Annotated in this window: 23 protein-coding genes; 8 read left to right on the top strand and 15 right to left on the bottom strand. The window is 61.3% G+C overall.

Annotated features, from left to right (window positions below; translation table 11 throughout):
- Positions 1–10: 10 nt before the first annotated feature.
- From QTL95_RS06675 to QTL95_RS06625, 11 genes are all read right to left on the bottom strand, one after another.
- Positions 11–1180, bottom strand: a complete 1170-nt coding sequence (locus tag QTL95_RS06675; RefSeq protein WP_289719173.1) for a Gfo/Idh/MocA family protein — start codon at positions 1178–1180, stop codon at positions 11–13.
- A gap of 51 nt (positions 1181–1231) precedes the next feature.
- Positions 1232–2887 (bottom strand): GMC family oxidoreductase, encoded by a 1656-nt coding sequence (locus QTL95_RS06670; RefSeq protein WP_289719172.1) that lies wholly within the window; start codon positions 2885–2887, stop codon positions 1232–1234.
- Positions 2888–2932: 45 nt separating this feature from the next.
- Positions 2933–4438 carry an FAD-dependent oxidoreductase gene (locus QTL95_RS06665; RefSeq protein ID WP_289719171.1) on the bottom strand — a complete coding sequence of 502 codons (1506 nt, stop codon included), beginning with the start codon at positions 4436–4438 and terminating at the stop codon, positions 2933–2935.
- A 20-nt stretch (positions 4439–4458) separates the two neighbouring features.
- Positions 4459–5574: an ABC transporter ATP-binding protein gene (locus QTL95_RS06660; RefSeq protein ID WP_289719170.1), complete on the bottom strand. Its 1116-nt coding sequence runs from the start codon at positions 5572–5574 to the stop codon at positions 4459–4461.
- A 4-nt stretch (positions 5575–5578) separates the two neighbouring features.
- Complete coding sequence (locus QTL95_RS06655; RefSeq protein ID WP_442981261.1) at positions 5579–6514, bottom strand: carbohydrate ABC transporter permease; 936 nt, start codon at positions 6512–6514, stop codon at positions 5579–5581.
- Positions 6511–7464 (bottom strand): carbohydrate ABC transporter permease, encoded by a 954-nt coding sequence (locus QTL95_RS06650; RefSeq protein ID WP_026282688.1) that lies wholly within the window; start codon positions 7462–7464, stop codon positions 6511–6513. Before QTL95_RS06650 ends, QTL95_RS06655 begins: the two co-directional genes overlap by 4 nt.
- 85 nt (positions 7465–7549) lie before the next feature.
- A complete protein-coding gene (locus tag QTL95_RS06645; protein WP_289719169.1) occupies positions 7550–8812 on the bottom strand; it encodes an ABC transporter substrate-binding protein in 1263 nt (420 codons plus the stop codon).
- 104 nt (positions 8813–8916) lie between these two features.
- Entirely contained in the window at positions 8917–10431 is a 1515-nt protein-coding gene (locus tag QTL95_RS06640; RefSeq protein ID WP_289719168.1) for an aldehyde dehydrogenase family protein, read from the bottom strand.
- Positions 10431–11210, bottom strand: coding sequence for an enoyl-CoA hydratase/isomerase family protein (locus QTL95_RS06635; RefSeq protein ID WP_289719167.1), 780 nt, complete (start codon positions 11208–11210; stop codon positions 10431–10433). Before QTL95_RS06635 ends, QTL95_RS06640 begins: the two co-directional genes overlap by 1 nt.
- Positions 11203–12816 carry an acyl CoA:acetate/3-ketoacid CoA transferase gene (locus QTL95_RS06630; protein ID WP_289719166.1) on the bottom strand — a complete coding sequence of 538 codons (1614 nt, stop codon included), beginning with the start codon at positions 12814–12816 and terminating at the stop codon, positions 11203–11205. The genes QTL95_RS06635 and QTL95_RS06630 overlap by 8 nt, the downstream gene beginning before the upstream one ends.
- 43 nt (positions 12817–12859) lie before the next feature.
- Positions 12860–13906: a LacI family DNA-binding transcriptional regulator gene (locus QTL95_RS06625; protein WP_289719165.1), complete on the bottom strand. Its 1047-nt coding sequence runs from the start codon at positions 13904–13906 to the stop codon at positions 12860–12862.
- Positions 13907–14144: 238 nt separating this feature from the next.
- On the opposite strand from QTL95_RS06625, the gene QTL95_RS06620 reads away from it, so the two are divergent.
- From QTL95_RS06620 to QTL95_RS06595, 6 genes are all read left to right on the top strand, one after another.
- The gene (locus tag QTL95_RS06620) at positions 14145–14486 is read left to right on the top strand and encodes a hypothetical protein (protein ID WP_289719164.1); all 342 of its coding nucleotides are present in this window, start codon (positions 14145–14147) and stop codon (positions 14484–14486) included.
- Positions 14487–14865: 379 nt separating this feature from the next.
- Entirely contained in the window at positions 14866–15588 is a 723-nt protein-coding gene (gene minC / locus QTL95_RS06615; protein WP_289719163.1) for a septum site-determining protein MinC, read from the top strand.
- Between the two features lie 32 nt (positions 15589–15620).
- A complete protein-coding gene (gene minD, locus QTL95_RS06610; protein WP_289719162.1) occupies positions 15621–16436 on the top strand; it encodes a septum site-determining protein MinD in 816 nt (271 codons plus the stop codon).
- Entirely contained in the window at positions 16433–16693 is a 261-nt protein-coding gene (gene minE / locus QTL95_RS06605) for a cell division topological specificity factor MinE (RefSeq protein WP_037184849.1), read from the top strand. The genes minD and minE overlap by 4 nt, the downstream gene beginning before the upstream one ends.
- A gap of 319 nt (positions 16694–17012) precedes the next feature.
- Positions 17013–18569, top strand: a complete 1557-nt coding sequence (locus QTL95_RS06600) for a sensor histidine kinase (protein ID WP_289719161.1) — start codon at positions 17013–17015, stop codon at positions 18567–18569.
- Between the two features lie 109 nt (positions 18570–18678).
- Entirely contained in the window at positions 18679–19116 is a 438-nt protein-coding gene (locus tag QTL95_RS06595; protein ID WP_289719160.1) for a DUF1810 domain-containing protein, read from the top strand.
- On the opposite strand, the gene QTL95_RS06590 is transcribed toward QTL95_RS06595, so the two are convergent.
- Together QTL95_RS06590 and QTL95_RS06585 are read right to left on the bottom strand one after the other, a co-directional pair.
- Entirely contained in the window at positions 19113–19301 is a 189-nt protein-coding gene (locus tag QTL95_RS06590) for a hypothetical protein (protein WP_289719159.1), read from the bottom strand. The two genes, QTL95_RS06595 and QTL95_RS06590, sit on opposite strands and share 4 nt — an antisense overlap.
- 80 nt (positions 19302–19381) lie before the next feature.
- Positions 19382–20005: a TetR/AcrR family transcriptional regulator gene (locus QTL95_RS06585; RefSeq protein WP_289719158.1), complete on the bottom strand. Its 624-nt coding sequence runs from the start codon at positions 20003–20005 to the stop codon at positions 19382–19384.
- A gap of 121 nt (positions 20006–20126) precedes the next feature.
- Between QTL95_RS06585 and QTL95_RS06580 the strand changes: the two genes are divergently transcribed.
- The gene (locus QTL95_RS06580) at positions 20127–20336 is read left to right on the top strand and encodes a hypothetical protein (RefSeq protein WP_289719157.1); all 210 of its coding nucleotides are present in this window, start codon (positions 20127–20129) and stop codon (positions 20334–20336) included.
- Between the two features lie 133 nt (positions 20337–20469).
- Here the strand turns inward: QTL95_RS06580 and rhaI are convergent, their stop codons facing one another.
- Positions 20470–21762 carry an L-rhamnose catabolism isomerase gene (gene rhaI, locus QTL95_RS06575; protein ID WP_289719156.1) on the bottom strand — a complete coding sequence of 431 codons (1293 nt, stop codon included), beginning with the start codon at positions 21760–21762 and terminating at the stop codon, positions 20470–20472.
- 84 nt (positions 21763–21846) lie between these two features.
- Between rhaI and QTL95_RS06570 the strand changes: the two genes are divergently transcribed.
- On the top strand, positions 21847–22005 hold the full coding sequence (locus QTL95_RS06570) for a YqaE/Pmp3 family membrane protein (RefSeq protein WP_112818784.1): 159 nt from the start codon (positions 21847–21849) through the stop codon (positions 22003–22005).
- A 3-nt stretch (positions 22006–22008) separates the two neighbouring features.
- Here QTL95_RS06570 and QTL95_RS06565 read toward each other — a convergent pair whose 3' ends face one another.
- A complete protein-coding gene (locus QTL95_RS06565; RefSeq protein ID WP_289719155.1) occupies positions 22009–24105 on the bottom strand; it encodes a bifunctional rhamnulose-1-phosphate aldolase/short-chain dehydrogenase in 2097 nt (698 codons plus the stop codon).
- Between the last annotated feature and the right edge of the window lie 141 nt (positions 24106–24246).

The raw sequence follows: 24246 nt of genomic DNA, 5'->3' as shown, positions 1-24246 counted from the left end.
ATATCTTTGCTCAACCAAGCGGTATGTCGACCCAACGCTTCACGCGCGAGGACTCCATGCACGCATCGACGATCTGGCAGATGTGGTGACCGGTTTCGAAGGTGGGCCACATCGGCGTGTTCGTCGTGATCGATTTGATGACTTCCGCTACCTCGATGATCTTGCTTTCGTTGTAACCGAGGGCGAAGTTTGGCAGTGGCAGGAAGGCACGGAAGGTCGGATGTTCGGGGCCGACGTCGATCTCCCGGAACCCGGCGCGGCCGGCGCGGTCCTCGTTGGAATAGAAGCGGAGCCGGTTTACCTCATCATACGTGTAGGCGAGGCTTCCCTTGGTGCCGTAAACCTCATAGGTCTGCTGGAATTTTCGACCAGTCGCAACGCGGCTGAAATCCACGATTCCCGCGGCGCCGTTTTCAAACCGGCAGAGAAGATTGGTTGCATCCGGATTGGTGACATCGGCCCACTTCTCGTCGCCGGTGAGGACGACTTGCTCACCGTAGCCAAGTCCCTCAACCACCGGGCGCCTGGCGGTGACGATGAGGTTGTCGGCGATCAGTGAGCTGACCCGGCCAACCAGAAACTCCATGAAGCTGAAAACGTGCGACCCCGTGTCGCCAATAATACCTGTCGGGCCAAGGCCGGCGTCGGCGCGCCACATGAACGGCGCCATCGGATCGCCGTACATGTCGACATGCTGGCACCCCTTGAACATCTTGATCTCGCCGATCTCGCCGGCTTCGATGATCTCCTTGGCAAGATCATGAACAGGGTTGCGGGGAAAAGCATGTCCGACCCGCGTAATGACACCCTTGTCGCGGGCGATGTCGGCGAGTTCGCGCGCTTCGGCGGCCGTATTGGCCAGCGGCTTCTCGCAGTAGACGTGCTTTCCGGCGAGGAGTGCGGCCTTTGCCACCTCGTAGTGCAGGCTGTCAGGCAGGCAAATATCGATGAGATCGACCTCCGGATCGTTAACCGCGAGCCGCCAGTCATGGAGTATCCTTGTTCCGGGCGCACGGCGCGCAAGATCGTCCGCCGCTGCGCGATTTGCTTCCACGATCGCGACAACGCGCGCGGTCCCGCCGGATACGCCAAGGAAATGCGGGAAGGTCTGGTAGGCCATGGTATGCACCTTGCCCATCCAACCAGAGCCACCCAGCACGGCAACCTTCACTTCCATCATTGAACGAATTCCTTTTTTACTGTGCCGCTGCGGCCGGGGACGCGTTTGGGTTTACCGAACGACGGATCGGGCTCTGGGGCGGGTGTCATTGCGCTCGTGCGTGAAGATCGCCGATGGGAGTGGCTGCCGGCCGCGAATGAGATCAGCCCCCTTCTCGCCCACCATGATGGTTGGCGCGTTGGTGTTGCACGACGGCACTCGCGGCATGACCGACGAATCGCAAACACGAAGCCCCTCAAGACCGTGAACCTTGAGATCGAGGCCGACCACGGCGTCACGCCCGGTGCCCATCTTGCAAGTGCCAACCGGGTGATGGTCAGTCTTGGCATTGGCGCAGCCGTATTCGAACAGCTGCTCTTCGGTCGCGATCTTGGGACCCGGCAGGCGCTCAGCGAGGACGAACGGCTTCAGCGCATCCTGCTGCATGATCTCGCGCGCTATCCGCAGCCCCTCGAGCGACATCCTGCGGTCGTGGGGATCGGACCAATAATTGGGATCGATGAGCGGTGCGGCCGCCGGATCCGACGACGACAGCCGAACCGTTCCGCGCGATCTCGGATGCAGATAAGCCGAATTGAGTGTTACGCCGGCGTTCTTCAGGCGCTCCACACCTGCTTCAATGCCCGAGCCCAGACCGAGATGGAACTGGATATCGGGAGAACGGGCGTCGGGATCGGCATACCAGAAGCCTCCGGTTTCGAAGAGTGAGGAGGCGACTGGTCCGGTTCGAAAAAGCATGTATTCCATGCCTGCCCACAAAGTCCGGTGAAGCTTGGCAACGCCGTCGTAGGTGTGATCGCCCGTGCATTCGGCGATGACGAAGAGGTCAAGGTGATCCTGCAGGTTGCCGCCAACGCCAGGCAGATCATGCGCGACCTTTACACCAACTGACTGCAGATGTTCGGCCGGGCCAATGCCCGACTGCAGAAGGAGCTTCGGTGAACCGATCGCTCCCGACGAGACGAGGACTTCGCGCTCGGCGCGCACGATTTCGGTTCCACTCGAGCCGGCAATCTCGACGCCTGTGACGCGCTTGCCCTCGACGATGAGGCGCGACACACGCGCGCCGGTACGGATGGTAAGGTTCTTCCGCCCCTTGATCGGCGAGAGGTAGGCCATCGACGCCGAGGAGCGCCGGTGATCGCGCTGGGTGACCTGATAGAAGCCTACACCAGCCTGCTGCCTGCCGTTGAAGTCGGGGTTATAGGGAATTCCCAACTCCTGACCGGCCCGAATATAAGCGTCGCAGATCGGGAGCGGAGCCGCGGGCATGGAAACGCCGAGAGGCCCGCCATAGGAATGATAATCGTCGGAGAACCGCTGATTGTCCTCCGCACGCTTGAAGTATGGAAGGATCGACCGGTAGTCCCATCCGTCGCAGCCGTCTTCGCTGGCCCACAGATCGTAATCCGCCGAGTTTCCCCTGGTGTAGAGCTGAGCGTTGATCGAGGAGCCGCCGCCGATCACCTTCGCCTGCGTATAGCGCAGCACCCGGCCGTTCATGTGTTTCTGGGGAACGGTCTCCCAGCCCCAGCTGGCGACACCCTTGGTCATTTTCGCAAAGCCGGCCGGCATGTGGAACAGCGGATTCCAATCGCCACCACCCGCTTCGAGGAGCAGAACGTTGACATCTGTGTCTTCGGTCAGCCGGTTGGCGAGTACGCATCCAGCGGGGCCAGCTCCTGTGATGATGTAGTCGAAACGCATTTTGCTAATCCTGTTGAATGCAATTACCGACAGGCCCGCCGCGTGTCATACGGTCAGGTCCCGGGAGATTATGTGATCGGCGACCCGAAGCGCCTGGCTGGCAACGGTGAGCGCTGGGTTCACAGCCGCGGAGGTCGGCAGGAAGCTTGCGTCAACGACGAAGAGGTTCGTGTGATCATAGGAACGGCAGAAGGTATCCAGCGGCGCGGTGGCCGGGTCGTTGCCGATGCGGACCGTCCCGCACTGATGCGACGGCGTGCGCTTGTCGAACGGCCGTGACAGAACCAGCGGGAAACCGATCGCCTTCAGGATCTGCTTCAGCTTCGTGACCAGTGCGAGATGCGCATTCCAGTTCGTGCGCTGCCATTGCAGCACGATCCGCTCGCCATCCACTCTCACCCGGCTTTCGGGGTTGGGAACATCCTCGCTCATCGCGTAGAAATCGATCGCATGGCCGGTGATCCGATCAAGCAGCCACTCCGGCACGCGCGGCATGGAACCCTTCAGCACCTTGCCCGAGATGCGTCCGAGGAGCTGCACGTTGCCAAGCGGCGGCCCGCCCGCGCCATCAGAGAGATAGAAATCATTGAAGCCGAACGTCTTCTGGTAGATCGACGTATTGCGGTAGCGGGGCGATACGGCAATCACCGCCGAGGCGTTGTGGTTCATGAAGTTGCGGCCGACCTGGCCGGAGGAATTGGCGAGACCCGTTCTGTAGCGATCGCTCGCCGAGCGTAGCAGCAGCGCGGAGGACTGCACGGCGCCCGCCGACAGGATTACCAGCTTCGACGAAACGCTGTGCGTCTCACCCGATTTCACATAGGTGACCCGCTCGATGCGCCCGCCCTCGCCCGCCTCCAGCCGCGTTACCCGTGCGCCCGTCTGTATCCTGACATTGTCGTGCTTGAGCGCCAGCGAAAGCGCCGCCGTCTCCGCATCCATCTTGCCGTCGTCGGAATTGGGGTGCGCATCCCAGGGGGTCTTGGCCTTGGCGAGCCATCGATCGATATCGATGCCAAGCGGCAGCGAGAACGGATGCAGTCCTTTCATCTTCAGGCGATGCCTGACATCCGCGATATCGGGTTCGTCGGGAACCGGCGGAAAGGCGTAGCCGGATGAATGGACAGGCTCCGTCGGGTCCTCGCCCAATGCTCCGCGCACTTGGTACATCCTTTCGGCGAGGCCATACCACGGCTCCAATTCCTCATAGGGAAACGGCCATGCCGGCGAAACGCCTTCCTGATGCCGGATCTCCTCGAAGTCCTCCTTGCGGTAGCGCGATAGTACGGCGCCAAAGAATTTCGAATTGCCGCCGACATTGTAGTAGTTGCCGGGATTGAAGCCGGTGCCGCCGGCCTCGTACCAGGTCTCCTTGGGGCGGAAGTGCCCACGCTGGAAGATCGCGCGCGGATCCCGGTTTTCGGGCCGGTCGGCAAGCCGCTCTCCAGCTTCGAGGATCAGGATCGAAGCGCCGCTGGCGGCAAGGCCTGCGGCAACCGTCGAGCCGCCGATGCCGGAGCCGATGATGACGATATCTGGCGTCATGGTCATGTCGATCTACCTGCCGGGCCTCAAGCGATGCGCGCCTGTGTCTGCGGGTCGAAGAACACGACCTTGTCGAGGTTGAAGGCGAGCCTTGCTTGCTGGCCGGCGCTGATGCGGGCATCCGCCCTCAGCCGCGCGACCACCTCCTTGCCGCCGAGCTTGGTGACGGCGAAGGTATCGGAACCAGCCGGTTCTACCACCTCGATCAGGCAATCACCCTCGGCCAGCGACTGCGCGTTACGATCCGCGCCGTCGGGATCGGTGAGTGCCTCAGGCCGGATACCGAACACGACCGACCGACCAGCATGCGCTTCCAGCGAGTTGCGCCCCGGAGCGATCGGCAGGAGCATCGGGGCGCCGCCAGGACGTTCCAACGAGACGGAAAGGCCTGTAGCGCCTCTTTCGATGGTGCCGGACAGGAGATTCATCGCCGGCGATCCCATGAAATCGGCGACGAACATGTTGGCGGGGTTGTTGTAAATCTCTGCCGGCGTGCCGAACTGCTGCACTTCCCCGTCCTTCATCACGGCGATCTTGGTGGCGAGCGTCATCGCTTCGATCTGGTCGTGCGTGACGTAGACGATCGTCTTGCCGGTTGCCTGGTGCAGCCGCTTGATCTCGATGCGCATGTCGACGCGCAGCTTGGCGTCGAGGTTCGACAACGGCTCATCGAACAGGAAGAGCTTGGGATCGCGCACCAGCGCGCGGCCCATGGCGACGCGCTGCCGCTGCCCGCCCGAAAGCTGGCTCGGCTTGCGGTCCAGCAGATGCCCGATCTGCAGCACCTTCGCGACCTTGTCGATCGCGGCCTTGCGTTCGTCCGCCGGCACACCACGCATCTCCATGCCGAAGGAGATGTTCCCTGAAACCGTCATGTTCGGATAGAGCGCGTAGCTCTGGAATACCATTGCGATATCGCGTTTGGATGGATGCAGGTCTGCGATGCTGCGGCCATCGACGCTGATGTCACCCTCGGTGATGGCTTCGAGCCCGGCGATGGTGTTGAGCAGTGTGGACTTGCCGCAGCCGGACGGACCGACCAGTACGAGAAAGCCGCCCTTTTCCAGCTCAAGATCGATGCCCTTGAGGATTTCCAGTGCGCCGAAGCGCTTTCTGAGGCCTGAGATTTCGAGAAAAGCCATGGGATTATCCTTTGACCGCGCCCGCCATCAGACCGCGAACGAAGTAGCGGCCGGCGAGGATGTAAACGAGAAGCGTGGGCATGGCGGCGATCATCGCGGCGGCCATGTTGACATTGTATTCGACGACACCGGTGGACGTGTTGACGACGTTGTTCAGCGCCACCGTCATCGGCATGGACTCACCGGTCCCCGCGTAAGCGGATGCGAACAGGAAGTCGTTCCAGATGTTGGTAAACTGGTAGATCACGGTCACGACGATGATCGGCAGCGAATTCGGCAGCATGATGCGGCGGAAAATCTGGAAGAAGCTCGCGCCATCCACCTGCGCCGCGCGCACGAGTTCCGTCGGGAAAGCCTCGTAGTAGTTGCGGAAGAACAGCGTCGTGAAGCCAAGGCCGTAGACAACGTGTACGATGACGAGGTTGACCGTCGGGTTGCCGAAGCCGAGCGACATGCCGATGTCGTTGCGCAGCGTGTTGCCGAAACGGCCGAGACTGCCGAGAATGGTCGCCATCGGCAGCAGCACCGACTGGAAGGGGATGAAGCAGGCAAAGAGCATCAGTCCGAAGACCAGCGTATGGCCGGGGAAGCGCCATTTGGTCAGCACGTAGCCATTGAGCGCGCCGAGGATGGTGGAGATCGCGACGGCGGGAACGACCATCTTGATCGAGTTCCAGAAGTAACCCTTGATCCCCGCGCAGGTGAGGCCGACGCAGGTCTCGCCCCAGGCCTTGACCCAAGGCTCGAAGGTCGGCGCTGCCGGCAGCGACAACATGTTGCCGCCCTGGATCTCGTCCATCGTCTTGAACGAGGTGACCAGCATGACGAAGAGCGGCATCAGGTAGATGATCGCGAAGATCGCCAGGAGACCGTAGATGAAGATGCGGTTGAACATCCGCATGCGTGCCATGTGGGAGGCATCCGATGTGATCATGCTCATCGCGATTTCTCCCGCAGTTCCGAATAGAGGTAGGGAATAATGATCGCCGAGATGGTCATCAGCATGATCACGGCGCTGGCCGAGCCGACGGCCATCTCGTTGCGCTTGAATGTGTATTCGTACATGAAGTTGGACGGCAGCCAGGCCGAGCCGCCGGGGCCGCCCGAGGTCAGCGCGACTACAAGATCGTAGGACTTGATCGCCATGTGCGCGAGCACGATGAAGGCCGAGAGAAACACAGGCCTCAGAAGCGGAATGATGATGCGGCGATAGAGCTGCACCGTCGAGGCGCCATCTATCTGCGCCGCCTTCATGATCTCGCTGTCGATGCCGCGCAGGCCCGCCAGGAACATCGCCATGACGAAGCCCGACGCCTGCCAAACGCCGGCGATGACGACGGTGTAGATCACGAAGTCCTTGTTCTTGATCCAGTCGAAGTGGAAGCTTGTCCAGCCGAAATGATGCAGCGTCTGCTCCAGCCCGAGACCCGGATCGAGGAACCACTTCCAGGCGACGCCAGTAACGATGAAGGAGAGCGCCATCGGATAGAGGAAGATCGGCCGCAGAATGCCTTCGCCGCGGATTTTCTGATCGAGCAGGATGGCGAGCAGCAGCCCGAGGCCCAGGCAGATCGCGATATAGAGGAAGCCGAAGATCCCCATATTGGTGATCGACGTGTACCAGGACGACGGCGGATCGCTTTCGAAGGTCCAGCGCCAGAGCCGTTGATAGGCGCGAGGCCCGGTCAGCGCATATGACGGAAAGGTCTTGGAATTGGTGAAGGACAGATAGACCGTCCAAAGGATGAAGCCGTAGACGAAGACCAGCGTGATGGCGAAGCTCGGTGCCAGAACGATCTTCGGCAGCGCGTCCTGCAGCCAGCCGCGCATGGAGAACGACGTTCCGCGCTGCGCTGTGACTTCTGGTTTGGTGGTAGCGATAGTGCTCATGACATTCATCCCCCTCCCAAGGGTGACGTTGGCAGTCGACATCTTCCCCGCCATCTGAGACGGGGAAGACCATGCTCGGAGCCGATTACTTGGCGTCGTCGATCGCCTTCACGAGTTCCTCGACGGCCTGGTCGGAGGTCTTGATCTGGCCGTGAACGAACTTCGAGACGACGTCCTTATAGGCGTTGGCAACGGCCGGAGGCGCGCCATAGCCCTGTGCCAGCGAGCCGAACAGCGTGCCGCCGTCGTTGGCAGCCTTCAGGTCGGCGATGCCTTTCTTGCCGCAAGCATCAAAGTCGGTATCCGGAACGTCGGTACGAGCAGGAACAGAGCCCTTGACCACGTTGAACGCAGACTGGAAGCTCTTCGACAGCGTTGCGGTCGCAAGCGCCACCTGGGCGGCCTTGCGATCTTCGGGAACGTTGAACATGCCGAACATATCGGAATTGTAGATCACGCTGCCGTCGGTGCCCGGGAAGCGGTAGCACAGGAAGTCGGTGTCAGGGGTCTTCTTGGCGGCGACGAATTCGCCCTTGGCCCAGTCACCCATGACCTGCACCAGCGCGTCGCCCTTAATGACCATCGCGGTCGCAAGGTTCCAGTCGCGGCCGGAGAAGTTCGGATCGACATACTTGATCAGCGTGGCCAGGTTGTCGAAGGACTTCTTCATCGTGTCGGACTTCAGCGATTCCTCATCGAGTTCGTTGAAGGCCTTCTTGTAGAACTCCGGTCCGCCGGTCGAGAGCACGACGCTGTCGAACATCGTGGCTTCCTGCCAGTTCTGGCCGCCGAGTGCGAGCGGCGTGACGCCGGCAGCCTTGGCCTTGTCGAGCAGGGCAACGAGGTCTTCGAACGTCTTCGGCTGCGTGCCGCCGATCTTGTCCATCACGGCCTTGTTGATCCAAAGCCAATTGACGGAGTGAACGTTGACGGGGGCCGCGACCCACTTGCCGTCATAGACGGAGAACTTCTGCAGCGCTTCCGGAACCGACTTGTCCCAGCCTTCCTTCTTCGCGGTTTCGGTGAGATCGCCCATCACACCGGCCTGCGCGTAGTCGAGAACAGTATAGCCGAGCATCTGGGAAGCCGTCGGATAGGTTCCGGCCGCCACCATCGCCTTCAGCGCGGTCATTGCCGCGTCGCCGCCACCGCCCGCGACCGGCACGTCTTTCCACGCGTAGCCTTCCTTCGCCAGGTCGCCCTTCAGCACGTTGAGCGCCGCAGCCTCGCCGCCGGACGTCCACCAATGCAGCATCTGCACTTCTTTTACATCATCAGCGCGCGCCAAACCGCCCGCGGCACCCATTGCCAAAGCGACCACGGCAGTCGCTGTTAGAAATCTGCGCATTTGAAAACCTCCCGTTTTCAAGTTCGCGAAACGAGACCCATTCCCGTTCCGTATTCCCCCGCCCTCCCGAGCGTGGTTCCTGCAAACCGGCTCCCCGCCGGCTGTCAGATCCTGGGCATCCACCAGTTGGTGCGGCTGCCGATATGCATGTTGAGCGTCTTCGTCTCGGTGTAATCTTCCACAGCATGGCGGCCGAGCTCGCGTCCGAGACCGGACTGCTTGTATCCCCCGAACGGCAGCTCCGAAGCGCCGTCCATGAATGTGTTCATCCAGACGGTTCCTGCCCGCACCCGGCGACCGATCGTCAGGCAGGTGTCGAAGTCTCTGCTCCACACACCCGCCGACAGGCCGTAGTCGATGGCGTTGGCGATCTCGATCGCCTCCGCCGTCGTCTCGAATGTCAGAACCGATAGCACCGGTCCGAATACCTCCTCGCGCGCTACCGCCATGCCCGGCGTGACCTGCGAGAGTATGGTGGGCGCCATGAACTGTCCCATGCCGAGATCGAGCGTCCCGCCGCCATGGGCGATCTCGGCGCCCGCACGCGCCGCGCCGCTGACGTAGCCGGCGATCTTGTCGAGATGCTGCGGCGTGATGATCGCGCCCACTTGCGTGGTCGGATCGAGCGGATCGCCGACCTTCACCTGCCTGGCAAGCTCTGCAACGCGGGTGACGACGTCCTTGGCTATGCTCTTGTGCAGGATCAGCCGCGATCCGGCATTGCAGCATTCGCCGGCATTGAAATAGGCGCCGAACACGGCGGCATCGATGAAGGCGTCGAGATCGGCATCCGGGAAGACGATCTGCGGGTTCTTGCCGCCCAGCTCCAGCGATACCTTCTTCAGCGTCTGCGCCGCATTGCTCATCGTGAGCTTTCCGACGCCGGTCGATCCCGTGAACGAGACCATGTCCACGTCGGGATGCGCGGTCATCACCGCTCCTACTTCGGGTCCCGTCCCGGTGACGATGTTCACCACGCCCTCGGGCACGCCCGCCTCCTGCAGGATTTTGCCGAGAACAAGCGTCGAGCCCGACGTCATCTCCGACGGCTTCACGACCGTCGTGCAGCCGGCAGCAAGCGCGAACGGCAGCTTCTGGCCGACGATCAGGAACGGGAAATTCCACGGCGTGATGATCGACACCACGCCGATCGCCTCGCGCAGCACGACGCCGAGCGTGCCGTCGCCGAGCGTATTGTAGCTTTCGCCATGCAGGTCGCGCGCCAGTGCCGCCGCATAGCGCCAGATATCGACCGAACCGGCGATCTCGCCGCGCACCTGACTGATCGGCTTGCCGGCCTCGATTGCGTCGAGATAGGCCAGTTCCTCGGACCGTGCCGCGATCAGGTCAGCAGCCTTCAGCAGGATCGCCGAGCGCTCCGACGCGGTCATTCTTGGCCACGGACCGGTATCGAATGCCTTGCGCGCAGCGGCGATGGCGCGTTCGGCATCCGCCTTCGAACCCGCCTGGTAGCGGCTGACGACCACGCCATGGCTTGGCGCCACGCGCTCGATCGGCTCGCCCCTGCCGGTGCCGGCGACCCATTCCCCATCGATCAGCATCTTGAAGTCGCGCACCGTGCTGTCGCTCAGCGGCTTCGGGTTCACCAATACAGTCATTACCATTCTCCCTTGAACTGCGCGGGACGCTTCTCGCTGAACGCGGCGACGCCCTCTTTCAAATCTGCCGTCTTGGCGGCCAGGATCGAGCCCAGCGCCTCGACCGCCGTGCCGTTGTCCTCGCCGTTGGCAGACGCGATCATCAGCTTGGCGATCTCAATCGCCGCCGGCCCGCGCGACGCCACCCGCGCCGCGTAGACCTTGGCAGCCTCAACCGAACCGCCGGTCTCGACAACGGCATCAACCAGCCCGAGCGTCCGGGCCTCCTCCGCCGTAAACATCTCCCCGCCCAGCACCATGCGCCGGACGATCTGCGGGCCAAAGCGCTTCACCAGCCGCTGCGTGCCCGACCAGCCGGGGATCATCCCGAGCCCGGTCTCGGGCAGCCCGATCTTGATATGCTCCTCGGCGATTCTGACGTCCGCGGTGCCGGCAAGCTCGAGGCCGCCGCCGAGCGCGTGGCCGTTGAGCGCCGCGATCAGCGGCACCCTCAGCGTCGCCAGCCGTTCGAACACGCGGTGGCCGAACCGGACCCAGGCATGCCCGAACTCGTTCGCCGACATCCCGCCCCAGGCCTTGATATCGCCACCCGCCGAAAACGCCTTGCCCTCGCCGGTCAGGATCGCGACGCGCACAGCCGCATTGGCCTCGACCTCGTCGCAGGCGGCCGTCAGCGCCTTCAGCATGTCGATGTCGAGCGCGTTGAGCTTGCCCGGGCGCGCGACCGTGATGACCGCGACGGCACCTTCGATCTCAACGCGAACGGTTCCGTCAGCCATTGAACGTACCCTCCAGGACACGCTGCTTCTTCTGCGGCAGCGTCAGGCCGATCAGGTCCTCGGAAAACAGCTTCGCATCCATGACCTTCAGATTGTCGGCGACGATCAGTGGGAATTCGGACTGGTCGAGGATATGCGCCTTAAGGTCCACGCCCGGCGCGATCTCCGTCAGCACGATCCCCTCGGGCGTCAACTTCATGACGCATCGTTCGGTGACATAGGTGATGTCCTGCCCCTGCTCGATCGCCCGGTGACCGGAGAAGGTCACATGCTCCACCTCATTGACGAGCTTCTTCAGCTTGCCTTCCTTCTCGATCACCAGCTTGCCGTCGGCGATATCAAGCTTGGCGCCGGCGTTGAACATGCCGGAAAAGACGATCTTCCTGGCCCGCGCCGTGATGTCGACGAAACCGCCGGCGCCAGCCGTCACATGCGGGCGGAAGGAGAGCTTCGAGACGTTCACCGATCCGTCGCGACCGATCTCGAGGAAGGAGAGAAGCGACGCATCGAAACCTGCTCCCTGGAAATAGGTGAACTGGTACGGCGACGGCATGTAAGCATCGGCGTTGGATGCACAGCCGAAGGCGAAGTCGAGCAGCGGCACGCCGCCGACCGCACCCTGTTCGATCACCCAGGTGACCGAACCATGCAGCCCCTCTTCGAGCAGGATGCGCGGAACGTTGGCGGAAATGCCGAAACCGAGGTTCACGCAGCTGCCACCCTGCAGTTCCTGCGCGACGCGGCGCGCGATCACCTTCTGGATGTTGAACTCGGGGACGCGGAACGTGTCCAGCGGTCGGAAGATCTCGCCAGAGATCGCCGGATCGTAGAGCGTCTGCGTCGTCTGCTTCTGGTCGGGATCGACGACGACATAATCGACCAGCATGCCGGGCACCCGGACGTCGTGCGGCTTCAGCGAGCCTTCCTTGGTGATCCGCTTAACCTGCGCGATGACGATGCCGCCATTGTTGCGGGCTGCCAGCGCCTGATCGAGCCCGCCGAGATAGGCGCCTTCGTGCTCATAGGTGAGGTTGCCGCGCTCATCTGCGGTCGTCGCCCTGATTATCGTCACGTCGGGAATGATTGACGGGAAATACAGCCATTCCTCGCCCTCGAACGTCACGCGCTTCACGACAGCTGCCTCGGCGCCCTTCGCATTCATGGCGCAGCCCTGCCGCGCCGGGTCGACGAAGGTACCGAGACCTATCTTGGTGAGCACGCCGGGTCGTTTGGCGGCGGCCTCGCGATGCATGTCGAACATGATCCCCGAGGGGATGTTGTAGGCTGGGATCTCGTTGTTGGTGATCATCTGCCAGATCAGCGGCGGCTCCGCGGTCGAGGGACCGGATGGGTAAGAGCCGCCGACGATCCGCTTCAGAAGCCCTCGTTTGGCGATATAGTCGACACCCCTGATGCCGCTCATGTCGCCAGCGGCGATCGGGTGCAGTGTGGTGATCCCGCGCGGATGGCCGGTTTCGTCGAAGCGCTCGCCGATTGCCTTGAGCATCAAGTCAGGGCAGCCCAGACCGCTCGACGACGAAACGGAAACAATGGCACCGTCCGGGATAAGAGCTGCGGCTTCCGCCGGCGAGACATGTTTGCTCATCTGTGCATATGGTCCTGTTCAACTTTCACGAACGCTTCTACGGTCATGCCTGCTTCCTCTCGCGCGATCCGCCGTGCACTGCTCCGCAGCTTTCTCGAACGACGAGCCGAACCGAAGACACGATGGTCTCGGCCTCGGCTTTGCCCGCATTGATCTGCTTCAGCAGAAGTTGAGCCGCCCTGCGTCCCATGCCCTGTGGATCGACGGAGATGGTAGTCAGCGCCGGAACCGCGGTCTTGGCCTCGATCACGTCGTCGAACCCGACGACCGCGAAATCCCGCCCGGGTTCCAGTCCTTTAGCCCTCAAGCCGTCACAGGCTCCGAAGGCAACAGCATCATTGAAGCAGACGGCAGCGGTTGGCTTTTCCTCGATCGAGAGTGCCCTCGAGATCGCCTCCGCGCCCCCTGCCCTGGACGGAGCGAAGTCCACGATGAGGCTTGGGTCGTATTCGAGCGAACACGCCAAGGCGGCGGCGCGGTACCCCTCGAGCCGTTCTTCGAAGACAGCCGTGTCCCGAAATCCACCAAGAAACGCTATTCGGCTATGACCCAGGGAAACCAGATGCCGGACAGCGGCAGCAATACCCTCATGATTGTCGGACGCGACAGATGAAACCTTGGCGCCGGGGACATTCCGAACAGCGACCACGACCGGAATGCCGGCGGTTACAAGCGGCTTCAGATCCGCAGCCTCGGTCGCACGAGCAGGAGACAGGATAAGGCCGGATATCCCATGTTCGCGCATCGACGCGATGACTTCCTTCTGCCTGTCCAGGTTTTCGCCGGTGTTCGACAGAAACTGGACGAAACCAGCGGACTGCACGACCGTATCGACACCAACGGCAAGCTCGGCAAAGAAGCCGTTGGTGAGGTCGTTAACGACAACTCCGATGATCTTGGAATTAGAGCTGGACTGGCGCAGATTTGCTGCCCCACGATTATACACATAGCCGAGATCCCGCATCGTCGCGGTCACCTTCGCCTTGGTTTCGTGGTTTACGAGCGGCGAATTTTGGAGGACCAGCGATACGGTCGACTTCGACACGCCCGCCGCCTTCGCGATATCGATAACGGTTACCCGCTTTGACAATACAGCCTCCCTCAAATCCTGAGGGCGTTTTAATTGGAACGTTCCAAAGCTGTCAAGTGAAAATTGCGCAGTTGATACAGCATCCACCGATCAGCTTAGTGCGGCGCAACATCGGCTTCCCGCTGCATTCGCGCGGGAAGATGAGTTATCGATAATTGGAACGTTCTAAATTAGTATGCCGCGACGAGCTCCGCCGTCGCGCACTCACGAGTTTTTCATCATCTACGAGCTTGAAAAAATGATAGCTGCCTCCACCTACCGCAGCGCCGTGCAGGTTCGGCAAAGGATTGGTTGCGCTAAAATGACATTTCACTTGAACATGACACTGGGGTCGGAGGAGCTGACGGTTATCGAAGAGGTGCTCGGCGAATGGTGCGCTGAACACGGAATAAATCATTCATCGCCGGATACCTCCATTGCAGGCGCGGTGCTTGTGGCCTTGTTCAAGGAAGGAAACTTCACGGCGCCGGCGTTGCGCAGAGCGGCCTCTCAACATAAATGGCTGGCCCACTACAATCCCGAAGCCGGCGAAACCGCGGTTGTCAGTGACGTGTTCGCAAAGACAGGGGCGGGTCGGTAGTACATGTCGCGCACTCGCGCGGTCGCACCACTTCCCTGTTGCGCTTAGAACGCGACGATTCGGCCGAGAAGGCGTCAGTATCACAACATCTTCAGCCGGGCCGACCCGGATCATATTCATCGAATCGGTCCGGGAGCCAGCTGAGAGCGACGGCAACCGCAAGATCCCGAGCACACGGGAGCGGTGGTGGGCTCCATGAAGTCGTGGATCTCGGTTAAAAATGGCGAGCCCCTCGCCTGCTCTGTGAGCTCTGCCAAACACGGCGAGATGCCTCTCGAAATCTAGCCAAATCTTACCGCGAGGTGGGCCGTTCGAGGTCCGCGTTAACCTTTTGTTAACCATCCCGAAGGTAGAAATAATCAACGATTTCTTAACGCAGATGACCAAAGTGCTAACAGACGCTCGCTCGATCCGCATCAAGGGCCGCTCGTTTCTCGCGGTCATGCTTTCTCCAGATTTACCGTTCGATGACTGGCTCGTCCGGCTCGATGATCTCGCCGCCCGTTCAGCCGGTTTTTTCCTTGGTCGTCCCGTCGTTCTCGACGTCACCGACCTTGAGATCGACCGCGCACAGTTGGCGGAATTGATCGCGGAACTCGCAAGCCGCAATGTCAGCATCATGGGTGTGGAAGCCGCGCGCCCGTCGCTGCTTGGTCCCGGCATGCCGCCGGCGTTGCGGGGCGGCAAGCCGGTTTCCGATTTCGAACCGACGCGCGCCGAACCGGTCATCGAGCTGCCGAAGAAACCCGTCGAAGCCGAGCCCCGCCAAGTGCTCCAGTCGATGGTCATCCGTGAGCCGGTCCGCTCCGGTCAGTCGGTGATCTTTCCGGAAGGCGACGTCACCGTGATCGGGTCGGTCGCCTCGGGCTCCGAGATCATCGCCGGCGGTTCCGTGCATATCTACGGCACCCTGCGCGGCAGGGCGATGGCCGGATCCCTCGGCAACGCTTCGGCGCGCATTTTCTGCCGCAAGCTCGAGGCCGAACTGGTTGCAATCGACGGCATCTACAAGACGGCCGAAGACATGGCCACGAACCTGCGCGGACAGCCGGTTCAGCTATGGCTCGAAGACGAAACTATCAGGGCAGAGAAACTTATCTGAGCCGGGACGCGGCCAGAACACAGGAGAAGAAGATGGGGAAAGTGATCGTTGTCACCTCCGGCAAGGGGGGTGTTGGCAAGACCACGTCGACGGCGGCGCTGGGGGCAGCGCTCGCACAGCGTGGCGAGAAGGTCGTCGTCGTCGATTTCGACGTCGGTCTGCGCAATCTCGATCTGGTCATGGGTGCCGAACGACGGGTCGTCTACGACCTCATCAACGTCATCCAGGGTGACGCCAAGCTGCCGCAGGCTCTGATCCGCGACAAGCGTCTCGAGACCCTGTTCCTGCTCCCGGCATCGCAGACCCGCGACAAGGACAACCTGACAGCCGAGGGCGTCGAGCGGGTCATGACCGACCTGAAGCGCCACTTCGACTGGATCATCTGCGACAGCCCGGCCGGGATCGAGCGCGGGGCAACGCTTGCGATGCGCCATGCCGACGTCGCTGTTGTCGTCACCAACCCGGAAGTGTCCTCGGTTCGCGACTCCGACCGTATCATCGGTCTGCTTGATTCCAAGACGGCAAAGGCCGAGCGCGGCGAGCGGATGGAAAAGCACCTGCTGCTCACCCGCTACGATTCGAATCGCGCCGAACGCGGCGACATGCTGAAGGTCGACGACGTTCTCGAGATCCTTTCGATCCCGCTTTTGGGTATCATTCCCGAAAGCATGGACGTGCTGCGCGCATCCAACATCGGCGCTCCGGTCACGCTGGCCGACACCAAATGCGCGCCCGCGATGGCCTACTTCGACGCCGCACGCCGCCTGGCCGGCGAAGAGGTGCAGATCAGCATTCCCGGCGAGAAGCGCGGCTTCTTCGGGAAGATTTTCGGACGGAGGGCAGCATGAGCCTGTTTACCCTATTCCGCAAACAGCGGACGGCACCCGCCGCCCGCGAGCGCCTTCAGGTACTCCTCGCCCACGAACGCTCCTCGGTCGGCTCCGACCTCGTCTCCGTTCTTCGCGAGGAGATCCTGGCGGTCATCGCCAAGCACGTCGATGTCGACGCGGAGCGTGTCCGCGTGAAGATGGATCGCGACGAGCATATGTCGATCCTCGAGATCGACGTCGAAATTCCGCTCGACGCGGCTGCCAAGGCCGCTTGACGGACCGTTAGTCCAGCGAGATTGATTGATCCCGGAGGTATTCCCCCCGGGATCAGACGGTGCAGCATCGGCGCTCCGCTGTGCATATCCCCTACTGACAGCCGATTGGCAGGACGTGCCACTGTGTCTCGACCGCCCGCAGCGGCGATGTCATCGTCAATTAGCTATCGGAAACTCAACCTCCAGTTCACCATTCGACTAAGCCACATCTTTCGCGGCGATGAAAAACGCGTCATGGTGCGGGTATCGCTTCGCACAAACGTTCCATCGCACTTACCTTGACTGAACACCCTTCACTCGCCGGAGACAGGTTCAACGAATGGCCGCTGCAGGCAAGAACGTACGTGCCGCCGGAAGAGCATCGATATCGGTCATCGCGCTCATGTTTCTGGCGCTCACCGCGGTCTTGGCCGTCTGGCTTTATTCGAGCTACCAGAACGCGGCAAAAGGCGGTGTGGACCGCGTCGTCGCCGCTTCGAAGATCGTCGCTGCCAATGCCAACTGGCTGACGTCGCTGGCCCGTGAAACGCTGCACCGCATCGATGAGTCGCTTGGGCCGGAAATGATGACATCGGGCCCCCGGAGCGTTCACGACCTCAACCTCGCGGTCGCCGATCTACCCGGCAACGTCACCGCCTTCGTCATCGGCGCTGATGGAAAAACTCTCTTCTCCAATGACCGCGACATGAAGCCGATCGATGTCGCCGATCGGGACTATTTTACGCGACTTGCCAACGGTGCTCCCGAATACACCTCGGCGCTGATGATAAGCCGCTTTTCCGGCAGGCAGGTTTTCGTGTTCAGCCGGCGGCTGGAACGCAAGAATGTTTTCGCGGGCGTCGCGGTGATCTCCTTCGACGCGAACATCCTTCGTCAGGTATGGGATGCGGTGGCCCTGGGCAAAAATTCCACCGTGAGCCTGATCCGCCGCGACGGAGAGCTCGTTGCCCGCCATCCGGAGCCAGGCGGTCCGGTGGATATGGCCAATCATGTCCTCTTCAACGACTATATGCGGAAGTGGACATCGGGAACTTACGTCTCGCAATCTCCGGTCGACAGCCAGGTGCGCCTCGTTGCCTATCGCATCGTCGAGCGCACACCCTTCGTGGCGATCGCCTCGGCGGAACTTGCCGGTACCCTTCAGCCCTTTTGGAACGATGCGAAAGTGGCGGGGCTTCTCGTGCTGTTCGCCTTCTGCGGCGCACTGGCGGCGGCATGGTGGATTCTAAGCCTGATGCGAGCGGAAGCGCGCAACATGCAGCGTCTTGCCGACGCGCTGCATACCAACCAGGTACTGATGCGGGAAATTCATCACCGCGTGAAGAACAACTTGCAAACGGTCATGGCGCTGGTTCGAATGCAGAACTTCGAGCCGGAGGCGGTTCAGAAGCTCAACGACCGAATCATGGCGATGTCGGCCGTTCACGAACAGATGTACGGGTTCGACGAATTCACCGGTGTCTCCGCCAGAGCGCTTATTCCCTCGCTGGTTAAGACGCTGGTCGATGTCCACGAACGCCCGATTACGCTTACCTTCGAAATCGATGACCTCATCGTCCATCCGGACAAGGCAACGCCGCTGGCGCTGATGCTGAACGAGTTGCTGGCAAACATCATGAAGTATGCCTTCAAGGATCGCGATGGCGGCAACGTCTGGATCGAACTGCGAAAGATATCCCCTACAACCGCACGCCTCGTCGTTGCCGACGATGGGATCGGTCTTGAGAATGCCGGAATGAGGAGCGGCATGGGCACCCGCCTGATCGCGGCCTTCGTCAACCAGATGCGGGGAACCTACGAATACATGGGGACTCGTGGGACGCGTTTTGTGGCAGTGCTCGAACTTATGGGAGAGAACGCGGAAGCTACCTCGTGACGGTTCGCGCATGGCCCGCTCTGGCACGCGCCCATGAGCTGCCTATGTAGACCTGAAGCTTGGAGGCCGCAACCGAGCCGAAAGGCTTCAGCCACAGGGGATGGAATACATGGCCGCAACGATCGACTACGACCTAGAACGCTTTCTTCAGGCGCAGCAGGGCAGCTACGATCATGCCCTGCGCGAGTTGAAATCCGGCCACAAGCGGACACACTGGATGTGGTTTATTTTCCCGCAGATTGCGGGTCTGGGGTCTTCGCCCATGGCCGAGAAGTACGCGATCCGCTCGGCGGAAGAAGCCTCGGCCTATCTCTCGGAGCCGATCCTCGGCAGCCGGCTGCTGCGGTGCGTTGAGGCGGTGTTGGCAGTTCGCCATCGAACCGCACACGAGATTTTCGGCTCGCCCGATGATGTGAAGTTCCGCTCTTCCATGACGCTATTTGCGGCTGTCAGCGATCATGGCTCACCGTTTCACGAGGCCATAGATCGCTATTATGGGGATGGTTTCGATCAACGCACGATCGAACTGCTCGATGCCGGGAACTAGGTGTTGTGCGTGTGCTCCAGCGCCTCGATCTCCGATGAGATCTCGTCAATTCGATCACGCAGGTCGATATCAGTGCCGTCGCTGACCTCCTCGTCGCCAAAACAGCTTCGCGCTTCATAGAGCTCAAGCTGGGCTTCAAGTTGGGCGCGTTTGGCATACAGACGTTGGAGATAACCGTAGATCATGTCGACACTTCGCGTCGCGTTCCACATCGGATGAAAAACGAAGCGGATGTCGAAAAGTTCCTTGAGGCTCGAACGTCGGGTTAGGCGAAAGCCGTGATCGCCGCGTTGCACGCCTTCGAGAAATGGCCGCAGCAGGTGTCGTTGCCCATGGCCTGGCGCGTCACACGCGCGCCTTCGAGAAGCAGCGTCAGCGTATCTGCCAAGAGCGTTGGTTCGCGCGCACCGGCCGCGCGACAGAGCGCTTCCAGCCGATCACGTTGCTCCGCCTTGTGACGCTCGATCAAACCGTAGGCCGGATGTCCCTCGCCCTTGAGCTCGATGGCAGCATTGGCGAGATCGCAGCCGACATGCTCGCCGCAGAGACTCTGGGTGCGTGCTTCCACCCAGGCAACCAGCTGCGCGCGCGCATCACCGGGATGGGCTGTTTCCAGATCGCGCCAGATCGCCTCGGCCTTCTCGGATGCCCGACGAAGCGTCTCGCAGACCAATTCGTCCTTCGAGCCGAAGTGACGATAGAGCGTCATCTTGTTGGTCAGCGCCGCATCGGCAATGGCATCGACGCCGATGCCGCGAATGCCGTGCTCGCGAAAAAGCTCAGCCGCGGTCGAGACAATACGTTCCCGGGGAGGAAGACTCGCCTCAGTAATCGCTGGTGAAAATTCGCTGGAAGTTTTTGATATTTTTGAGGACTGCGTCCTTGACATAGATGTGACCGATCGGTAACAAATGCATTGTTACTTACCGGTAACACCACAGCCCGCTGAAGTCAATGCCGACGCGCGGGAGTGGAACACGGGCAGCTGCCCACGAAAGGAGGACTGAGCCATGACAAAGACCAGAGACGACCTGACCATTTCCGAAGCGCTTCGCGACCCGCTAATCGCCATGGTGATGCGCGCCGATGGCGTAAAGCTTGAAGATTTCAAGCAACTCCTGGAGACAGCAGCGGTGAAACGCGCGCAGCGCCCGAACCCGGTAAAGAAGTTCATGAATATCATTCAGAGCAATCCGGCTGCGACCTGCAGCTTTTGCTGAGACTTCGGGCTCTTCCCTGCCCCTGAAGGCCGTCGCTGATGAAGCGGCGGCCTTTTCGTATTCACAAAGGCGCTGAAATGCGAACGGGCCGCCGGACAATCCGACGACCCCGTAGAGCTTCGCCTTGGGAGGCTCAGATGATACCGCCGCTGCCGCCGACGGATGCCGGACGCTCGGCCGCGACTTTCTTGCGGTAGCCGCTGGCGCGGTAAGTAGCGACCGGATCGATGGCGCCGCCGGCACGGCGACGGGCTTCGGCCAGGATCGGCTCGACATCGGTGCGATAGCCACGCTTCAGCGTCTCGGTCGCCATCAAAGCATCGTTCTCGTCCTGGAAGCCTGCCAGCGCCTTGCGGTCGACGATCAGCGCCTGCGCATATGCGCGTCGGATTTCGTTGGCGCTGTTGATGAGGCTCTCGATCGGGTCGGTCACATTGTGGGACTGGTCGATCATGTGCGCAGGGTTGAAGTCGTTGACGCCGCGCTGTTCGGCCTCAACCAGTTCGTTGAAGACGAGGAACAGGCGGTATGGCTCGATCGATCCGGCATCGAGGTCGTCGTCGCCGTATTTCGAATCGTTGAAATGGAAACCGCCGAGCTTGCCGAACTGGATCAGACGGGCGACGATCATCTCGATATTGGTGTTCGGCGCATGGTGGCCGAGGTCGACGAGGCAATGCGCCTTCGGTCCCAGCGTCTGGGCGATCAGGTAGTTCGTGCCCCAGTCCTGCACGACCGTCGAGTAGAAGGCCGGCTCGTACATCTTGTGCTCGGAAAACAGCTTCCAGTCTTCAGGCAGCGCCTTGTAGATGTCGGCCATCGAGGCGAGATAGCGTTCGAAGGAGCGGGTGAAATTGCTCTGGCCCGGGAAGTTCGAGCCGTCACCGACCCAGACGGTCAGTGCCTTGGAGCCGATCGCCTTGCCGATCTCGATGCATTCGATGTTGTGCTCGACGGCCTGCGCGCGCGTTGCCGCGTCGGTGTGGCTGAGCGACCCGTACTTGTAGGAATGCGTCTGGCCGGGCGCATCGGAGAAGGTGTTGGAGTTCATGGCGTCGAAACCGAGACCAAGCTGATCGCCCTTGGCTTTCAATTCCCTGACGTCGGTCTTGTCCCACGGGATGTGTAGCGAGACATTGGGCGTGGCACGCGTCAGCTCGTTGATGACGGAGCAATCGTCCAACTTGTCGAAGATGCCGCGTGGTTCGCCGGTGCCGGGGAAGCGGGCAAAGCGCGTGCCGCCGGTGCCGACGCCCCAGGACGGGACGGCCACGAAGAATTCGGAGACGCGGCGCGTAATGTTTTCAATATCGATGCCGCGGCGCGAAAGATTGGCGCCCAGCGCTTCGTAATCGGATTTGAGCGCGGATGCGCGCTTGTCGTTTTCCTGCGCAATCACATCCTGCGCGATTTTCGTTTCGGCCATCAGTTCCTCCCTCTTCGCACCGAACCAAACGGCTCCTGTCCGCGTTTCGATGCGTGAAATACCTAAATCAGTAACGAGGCGACCTTGGACATCATACGCATTCTTTTCGCGATCATCCTGCCACCTGTCGGCGTATTCCTGCAGGTCGGTATCGGCCTGCAGTTTTGGCTAAACATACTGCTGACGCTGTGCGGCTACGTGCCGGGGATCATCCATGCGATATGGGTGATCCTCCGGCGGTAGCGATCAGCGCGGGAAGCTCTGCGCGTTGCCGGCATCGACGTTGATGATGTTGCCGGTGGACTTTGCCGAGAGATCGGACGCCAGGAAGTAGATCGCTTCGGCGATGTCTTCGGGGAAGACGTTGAGCTTGAGCATGGAGCGCTTGCGATAGTGCTCCTCCAGCTCGTTGATCTCGATCTTCGACGATGCCGCACGCTGCTCGCGCCACTCGCCGTTCCAGATCTTCGATCCGCGCAGGACCGCATCCGGGTTGACGGTGTTGACGCGAATGCCCGCTTCCGCGCCTTCGAGCGCCAGGCAACGGGCGAGATGGATCTCGGCAGCCTTGGCCGTGCAGTAGGCGGCAGCGTTCGGCGATGATGCCAGGCCGTTCTTGGAGGCGACGAACACGACGTTGCCGCCGAGGTTCTGCTTGCGGAACAGGCGGAAGGCTTCGCGCGAAACCAGGAAGTAGCCGGTCGCCAGAATGTCGATGTTCTTGTTCCACATCGAAAGTTCGGTGCTTTCGATCGGCGCGGACGAGGCGATACCGGCGTTGGACACGAGGATATCGACGCCGCCGAATTCGACGCAGGCTTCCGCGAAGGACGAGATCACGCCGTCTTCCTTGGTCACATCTAGCTTGACGCCGCGAACGGCATCAGCGCCGAACTGCTTGGCGAAATCGGCCTTGGTGCTGTCGAGTGCTTCCTGATCGATATCGGCCAACACCACGCAGGCACCTTCGCCGATCAGCCGGGCAGCCGTCGCGCGGCCAATGCCGCCGGCGCCGCCGGTGACGAAGGCAACCTTGCCGGCCAGGCTCTTCGGCTTCGGCATGCGCTGAAGCTTGGCTTCCTCAAGCAGCCAGTATTCGATGTCGAAGGCTTCCTGCTCAGGCAGGCCCTGATACTCGGATACGGTCGACGCGCCGCGCATCACATTGATGGCGTTGACGTAGAACTCGCTGGCGATGCGGGCCGTTGCCTTGTCGCGGGCAAAAGACAGCATGCCGACGCCGGGAACGAGGAAGATGACCGGGTTCGCATCGCGCATGGCGGGCGAATTATCATGCTTGCAGTCGTTGTAGTAGCGGGCGTAATCAGCGCGGTAATCTTCGAGTGCCTTGTCGAGCCCGGCAACGATCGCATCCACATCCGGCTTTGCCGGGTCGAAATCGACGATCAGCGGGCGGATCTTGGTGCGCAGGAAATGATCGGGGCAGCTGGTGCCGAGCGCGCCGAGCGGTGCCAAGTTCTTCGAGTTGACGAATTCGAGAACGGCGTCCTGATCGTCGAAGTGACCGAGCTTGCGCTCCGCCTTGCCGATGCGGCCGCGGATTTCGGGCATCAGGCGGGCGGCGATGGCGCGGCGCTGTTCAACGGGGAGGCTCTGGGTGGCGGCACCACCGAAGATGGTTTTGCCTTCGGTCTTTTCGGCAAACCAGACGATCGCCTTGTTGATGATCTCTAGCGTCAGCTCGTAGCAGGCCTTGGCGTCGTTCGCCCAGGTGAAGAGACCATGGCTTTCGAGCACGACGCCCTTGGAATTCGGGTTCGCCTTGACGAAGGCTTCGAGGTCGAGGCCGAGCTGAAAGCCCGGGCGGCGCCAGGGAAGCCAGCCGATTTCGTCACCGAAGATCTGCTGCGTCAATTCCCTGGAGTTCTTCGAAGCGGCGATTGCGATGATCGCGTCGGGGTGCATGTGGTCGACATGCGTGAAGGGCACAAAACCGTGCAGCGGCGTGTCGATCGAAGCGGCGCGGCTGTTGAGGTTGTAGGTGCAATGCGGGAGAAAGCCCACCATGCGGTCCTCGTCTTCGACGCCCCTATAGATGCCCTTCAGCGAGTCCAGCTTGTCCTGGTAGAGGGTGGCAAAGCCATCGAGCTTGATCGTGCCGACATCGCCGCCGGAACCCTTGACCCAGAGAACCTTGATCTTCTCGCCGGTCAGCGGGTCGATTTCCACGACCTTTGCAGAGGTATTGCCGCCGCCGTAGTTGGTGATGCGCTTGTCGGCACCCAGCAGGTTGGAGCGATAGAGCAGCTTTCCAGGCTCGTCCAAGCCCGCAGCGTACGAGTCATCCCAACGGTTATCCAGAAGCCGGACGGTTGCCGCCATGTCATCCTCCCATGTAGAATTCTTCAGGACGCGAAATGAGAAATACGCCCTTTGCGGTGACGGTATCGCTCATCAAAAGCGGCGTTGTCAATCGAAAACGATCAAAAACGATTATGTTGCAGCGCACTATGAAAAAATATG

The sequence above is a fragment of the Rhizobium sp. S152 genome (assembly GCF_030380735.1).
Taxonomy (GTDB): domain Bacteria; phylum Pseudomonadota; class Alphaproteobacteria; order Rhizobiales; family Rhizobiaceae; genus Rhizobium.
This window is presented reverse-complemented; position numbering and strand designations above follow the sequence as displayed.

Excerpts from the sequence above, each read along its gene's own strand:
- QTL95_RS06590 (WP_289719159.1), bottom strand. The coding sequence starts at position 19,301 with ATGATCTACGGTTATCTCCAACGTCTGTATGCCAAACGCGCCCAACTT.
- QTL95_RS06630 (WP_289719166.1), bottom strand. The coding sequence starts at position 12,816 with ATGAGCAAACATGTCTCGCCGGCGGAAGCCGCAGCTCTTATCCCGGAC.
- QTL95_RS06595 (WP_289719160.1), top strand. The coding sequence starts at position 18,679 with ATGGCCGCAACGATCGACTACGACCTAGAACGCTTTCTTCAGGCGCAG.
- QTL95_RS06580 (WP_289719157.1), top strand. The coding sequence starts at position 20,127 with ATGACAAAGACCAGAGACGACCTGACCATTTCCGAAGCGCTTCGCGAC.
- QTL95_RS06645 (WP_289719169.1), bottom strand. The coding sequence starts at position 8,812 with ATGCGCAGATTTCTAACAGCGACTGCCGTGGTCGCTTTGGCAATGGGT.
- minD (WP_289719162.1), top strand. The coding sequence starts at position 15,621 with ATGGGGAAAGTGATCGTTGTCACCTCCGGCAAGGGGGGTGTTGGCAAG.
- QTL95_RS06585 (WP_289719158.1), bottom strand. The coding sequence starts at position 20,005 with ATGTCAAGGACGCAGTCCTCAAAAATATCAAAAACTTCCAGCGAATTT.
- QTL95_RS06670 (WP_289719172.1), bottom strand. The coding sequence starts at position 2,887 with ATGCGTTTCGACTACATCATCACAGGAGCTGGCCCCGCTGGATGCGTA.
- minC (WP_289719163.1), top strand. The coding sequence starts at position 14,866 with ATGACCAAAGTGCTAACAGACGCTCGCTCGATCCGCATCAAGGGCCGC.
- rhaI (WP_289719156.1), bottom strand. The coding sequence starts at position 21,762 with ATGGCCGAAACGAAAATCGCGCAGGATGTGATTGCGCAGGAAAACGAC.
- QTL95_RS06665 (WP_289719171.1), bottom strand. The coding sequence starts at position 4,438 with ATGACCATGACGCCAGATATCGTCATCATCGGCTCCGGCATCGGCGGC.
- QTL95_RS06675 (WP_289719173.1), bottom strand. The coding sequence starts at position 1,180 with ATGATGGAAGTGAAGGTTGCCGTGCTGGGTGGCTCTGGTTGGATGGGC.
- QTL95_RS06655 (WP_442981261.1), bottom strand. The coding sequence starts at position 6,514 with ATGAGCATGATCACATCGGATGCCTCCCACATGGCACGCATGCGGATG.
- QTL95_RS06600 (WP_289719161.1), top strand. The coding sequence starts at position 17,013 with ATGGCCGCTGCAGGCAAGAACGTACGTGCCGCCGGAAGAGCATCGATA.
- QTL95_RS06650 (WP_026282688.1), bottom strand. The coding sequence starts at position 7,464 with ATGAGCACTATCGCTACCACCAAACCAGAAGTCACAGCGCAGCGCGGA.
- minE (WP_037184849.1), top strand. The coding sequence starts at position 16,433 with ATGAGCCTGTTTACCCTATTCCGCAAACAGCGGACGGCACCCGCCGCC.
- QTL95_RS06620 (WP_289719164.1), top strand. The coding sequence starts at position 14,145 with ATGATAGCTGCCTCCACCTACCGCAGCGCCGTGCAGGTTCGGCAAAGG.
- QTL95_RS06640 (WP_289719168.1), bottom strand. The coding sequence starts at position 10,431 with ATGACTGTATTGGTGAACCCGAAGCCGCTGAGCGACAGCACGGTGCGC.
- QTL95_RS06635 (WP_289719167.1), bottom strand. The coding sequence starts at position 11,210 with ATGGCTGACGGAACCGTTCGCGTTGAGATCGAAGGTGCCGTCGCGGTC.
- QTL95_RS06660 (WP_289719170.1), bottom strand. The coding sequence starts at position 5,574 with ATGGCTTTTCTCGAAATCTCAGGCCTCAGAAAGCGCTTCGGCGCACTG.
- QTL95_RS06565 (WP_289719155.1), bottom strand. The coding sequence starts at position 24,105 with ATGGCGGCAACCGTCCGGCTTCTGGATAACCGTTGGGATGACTCGTAC.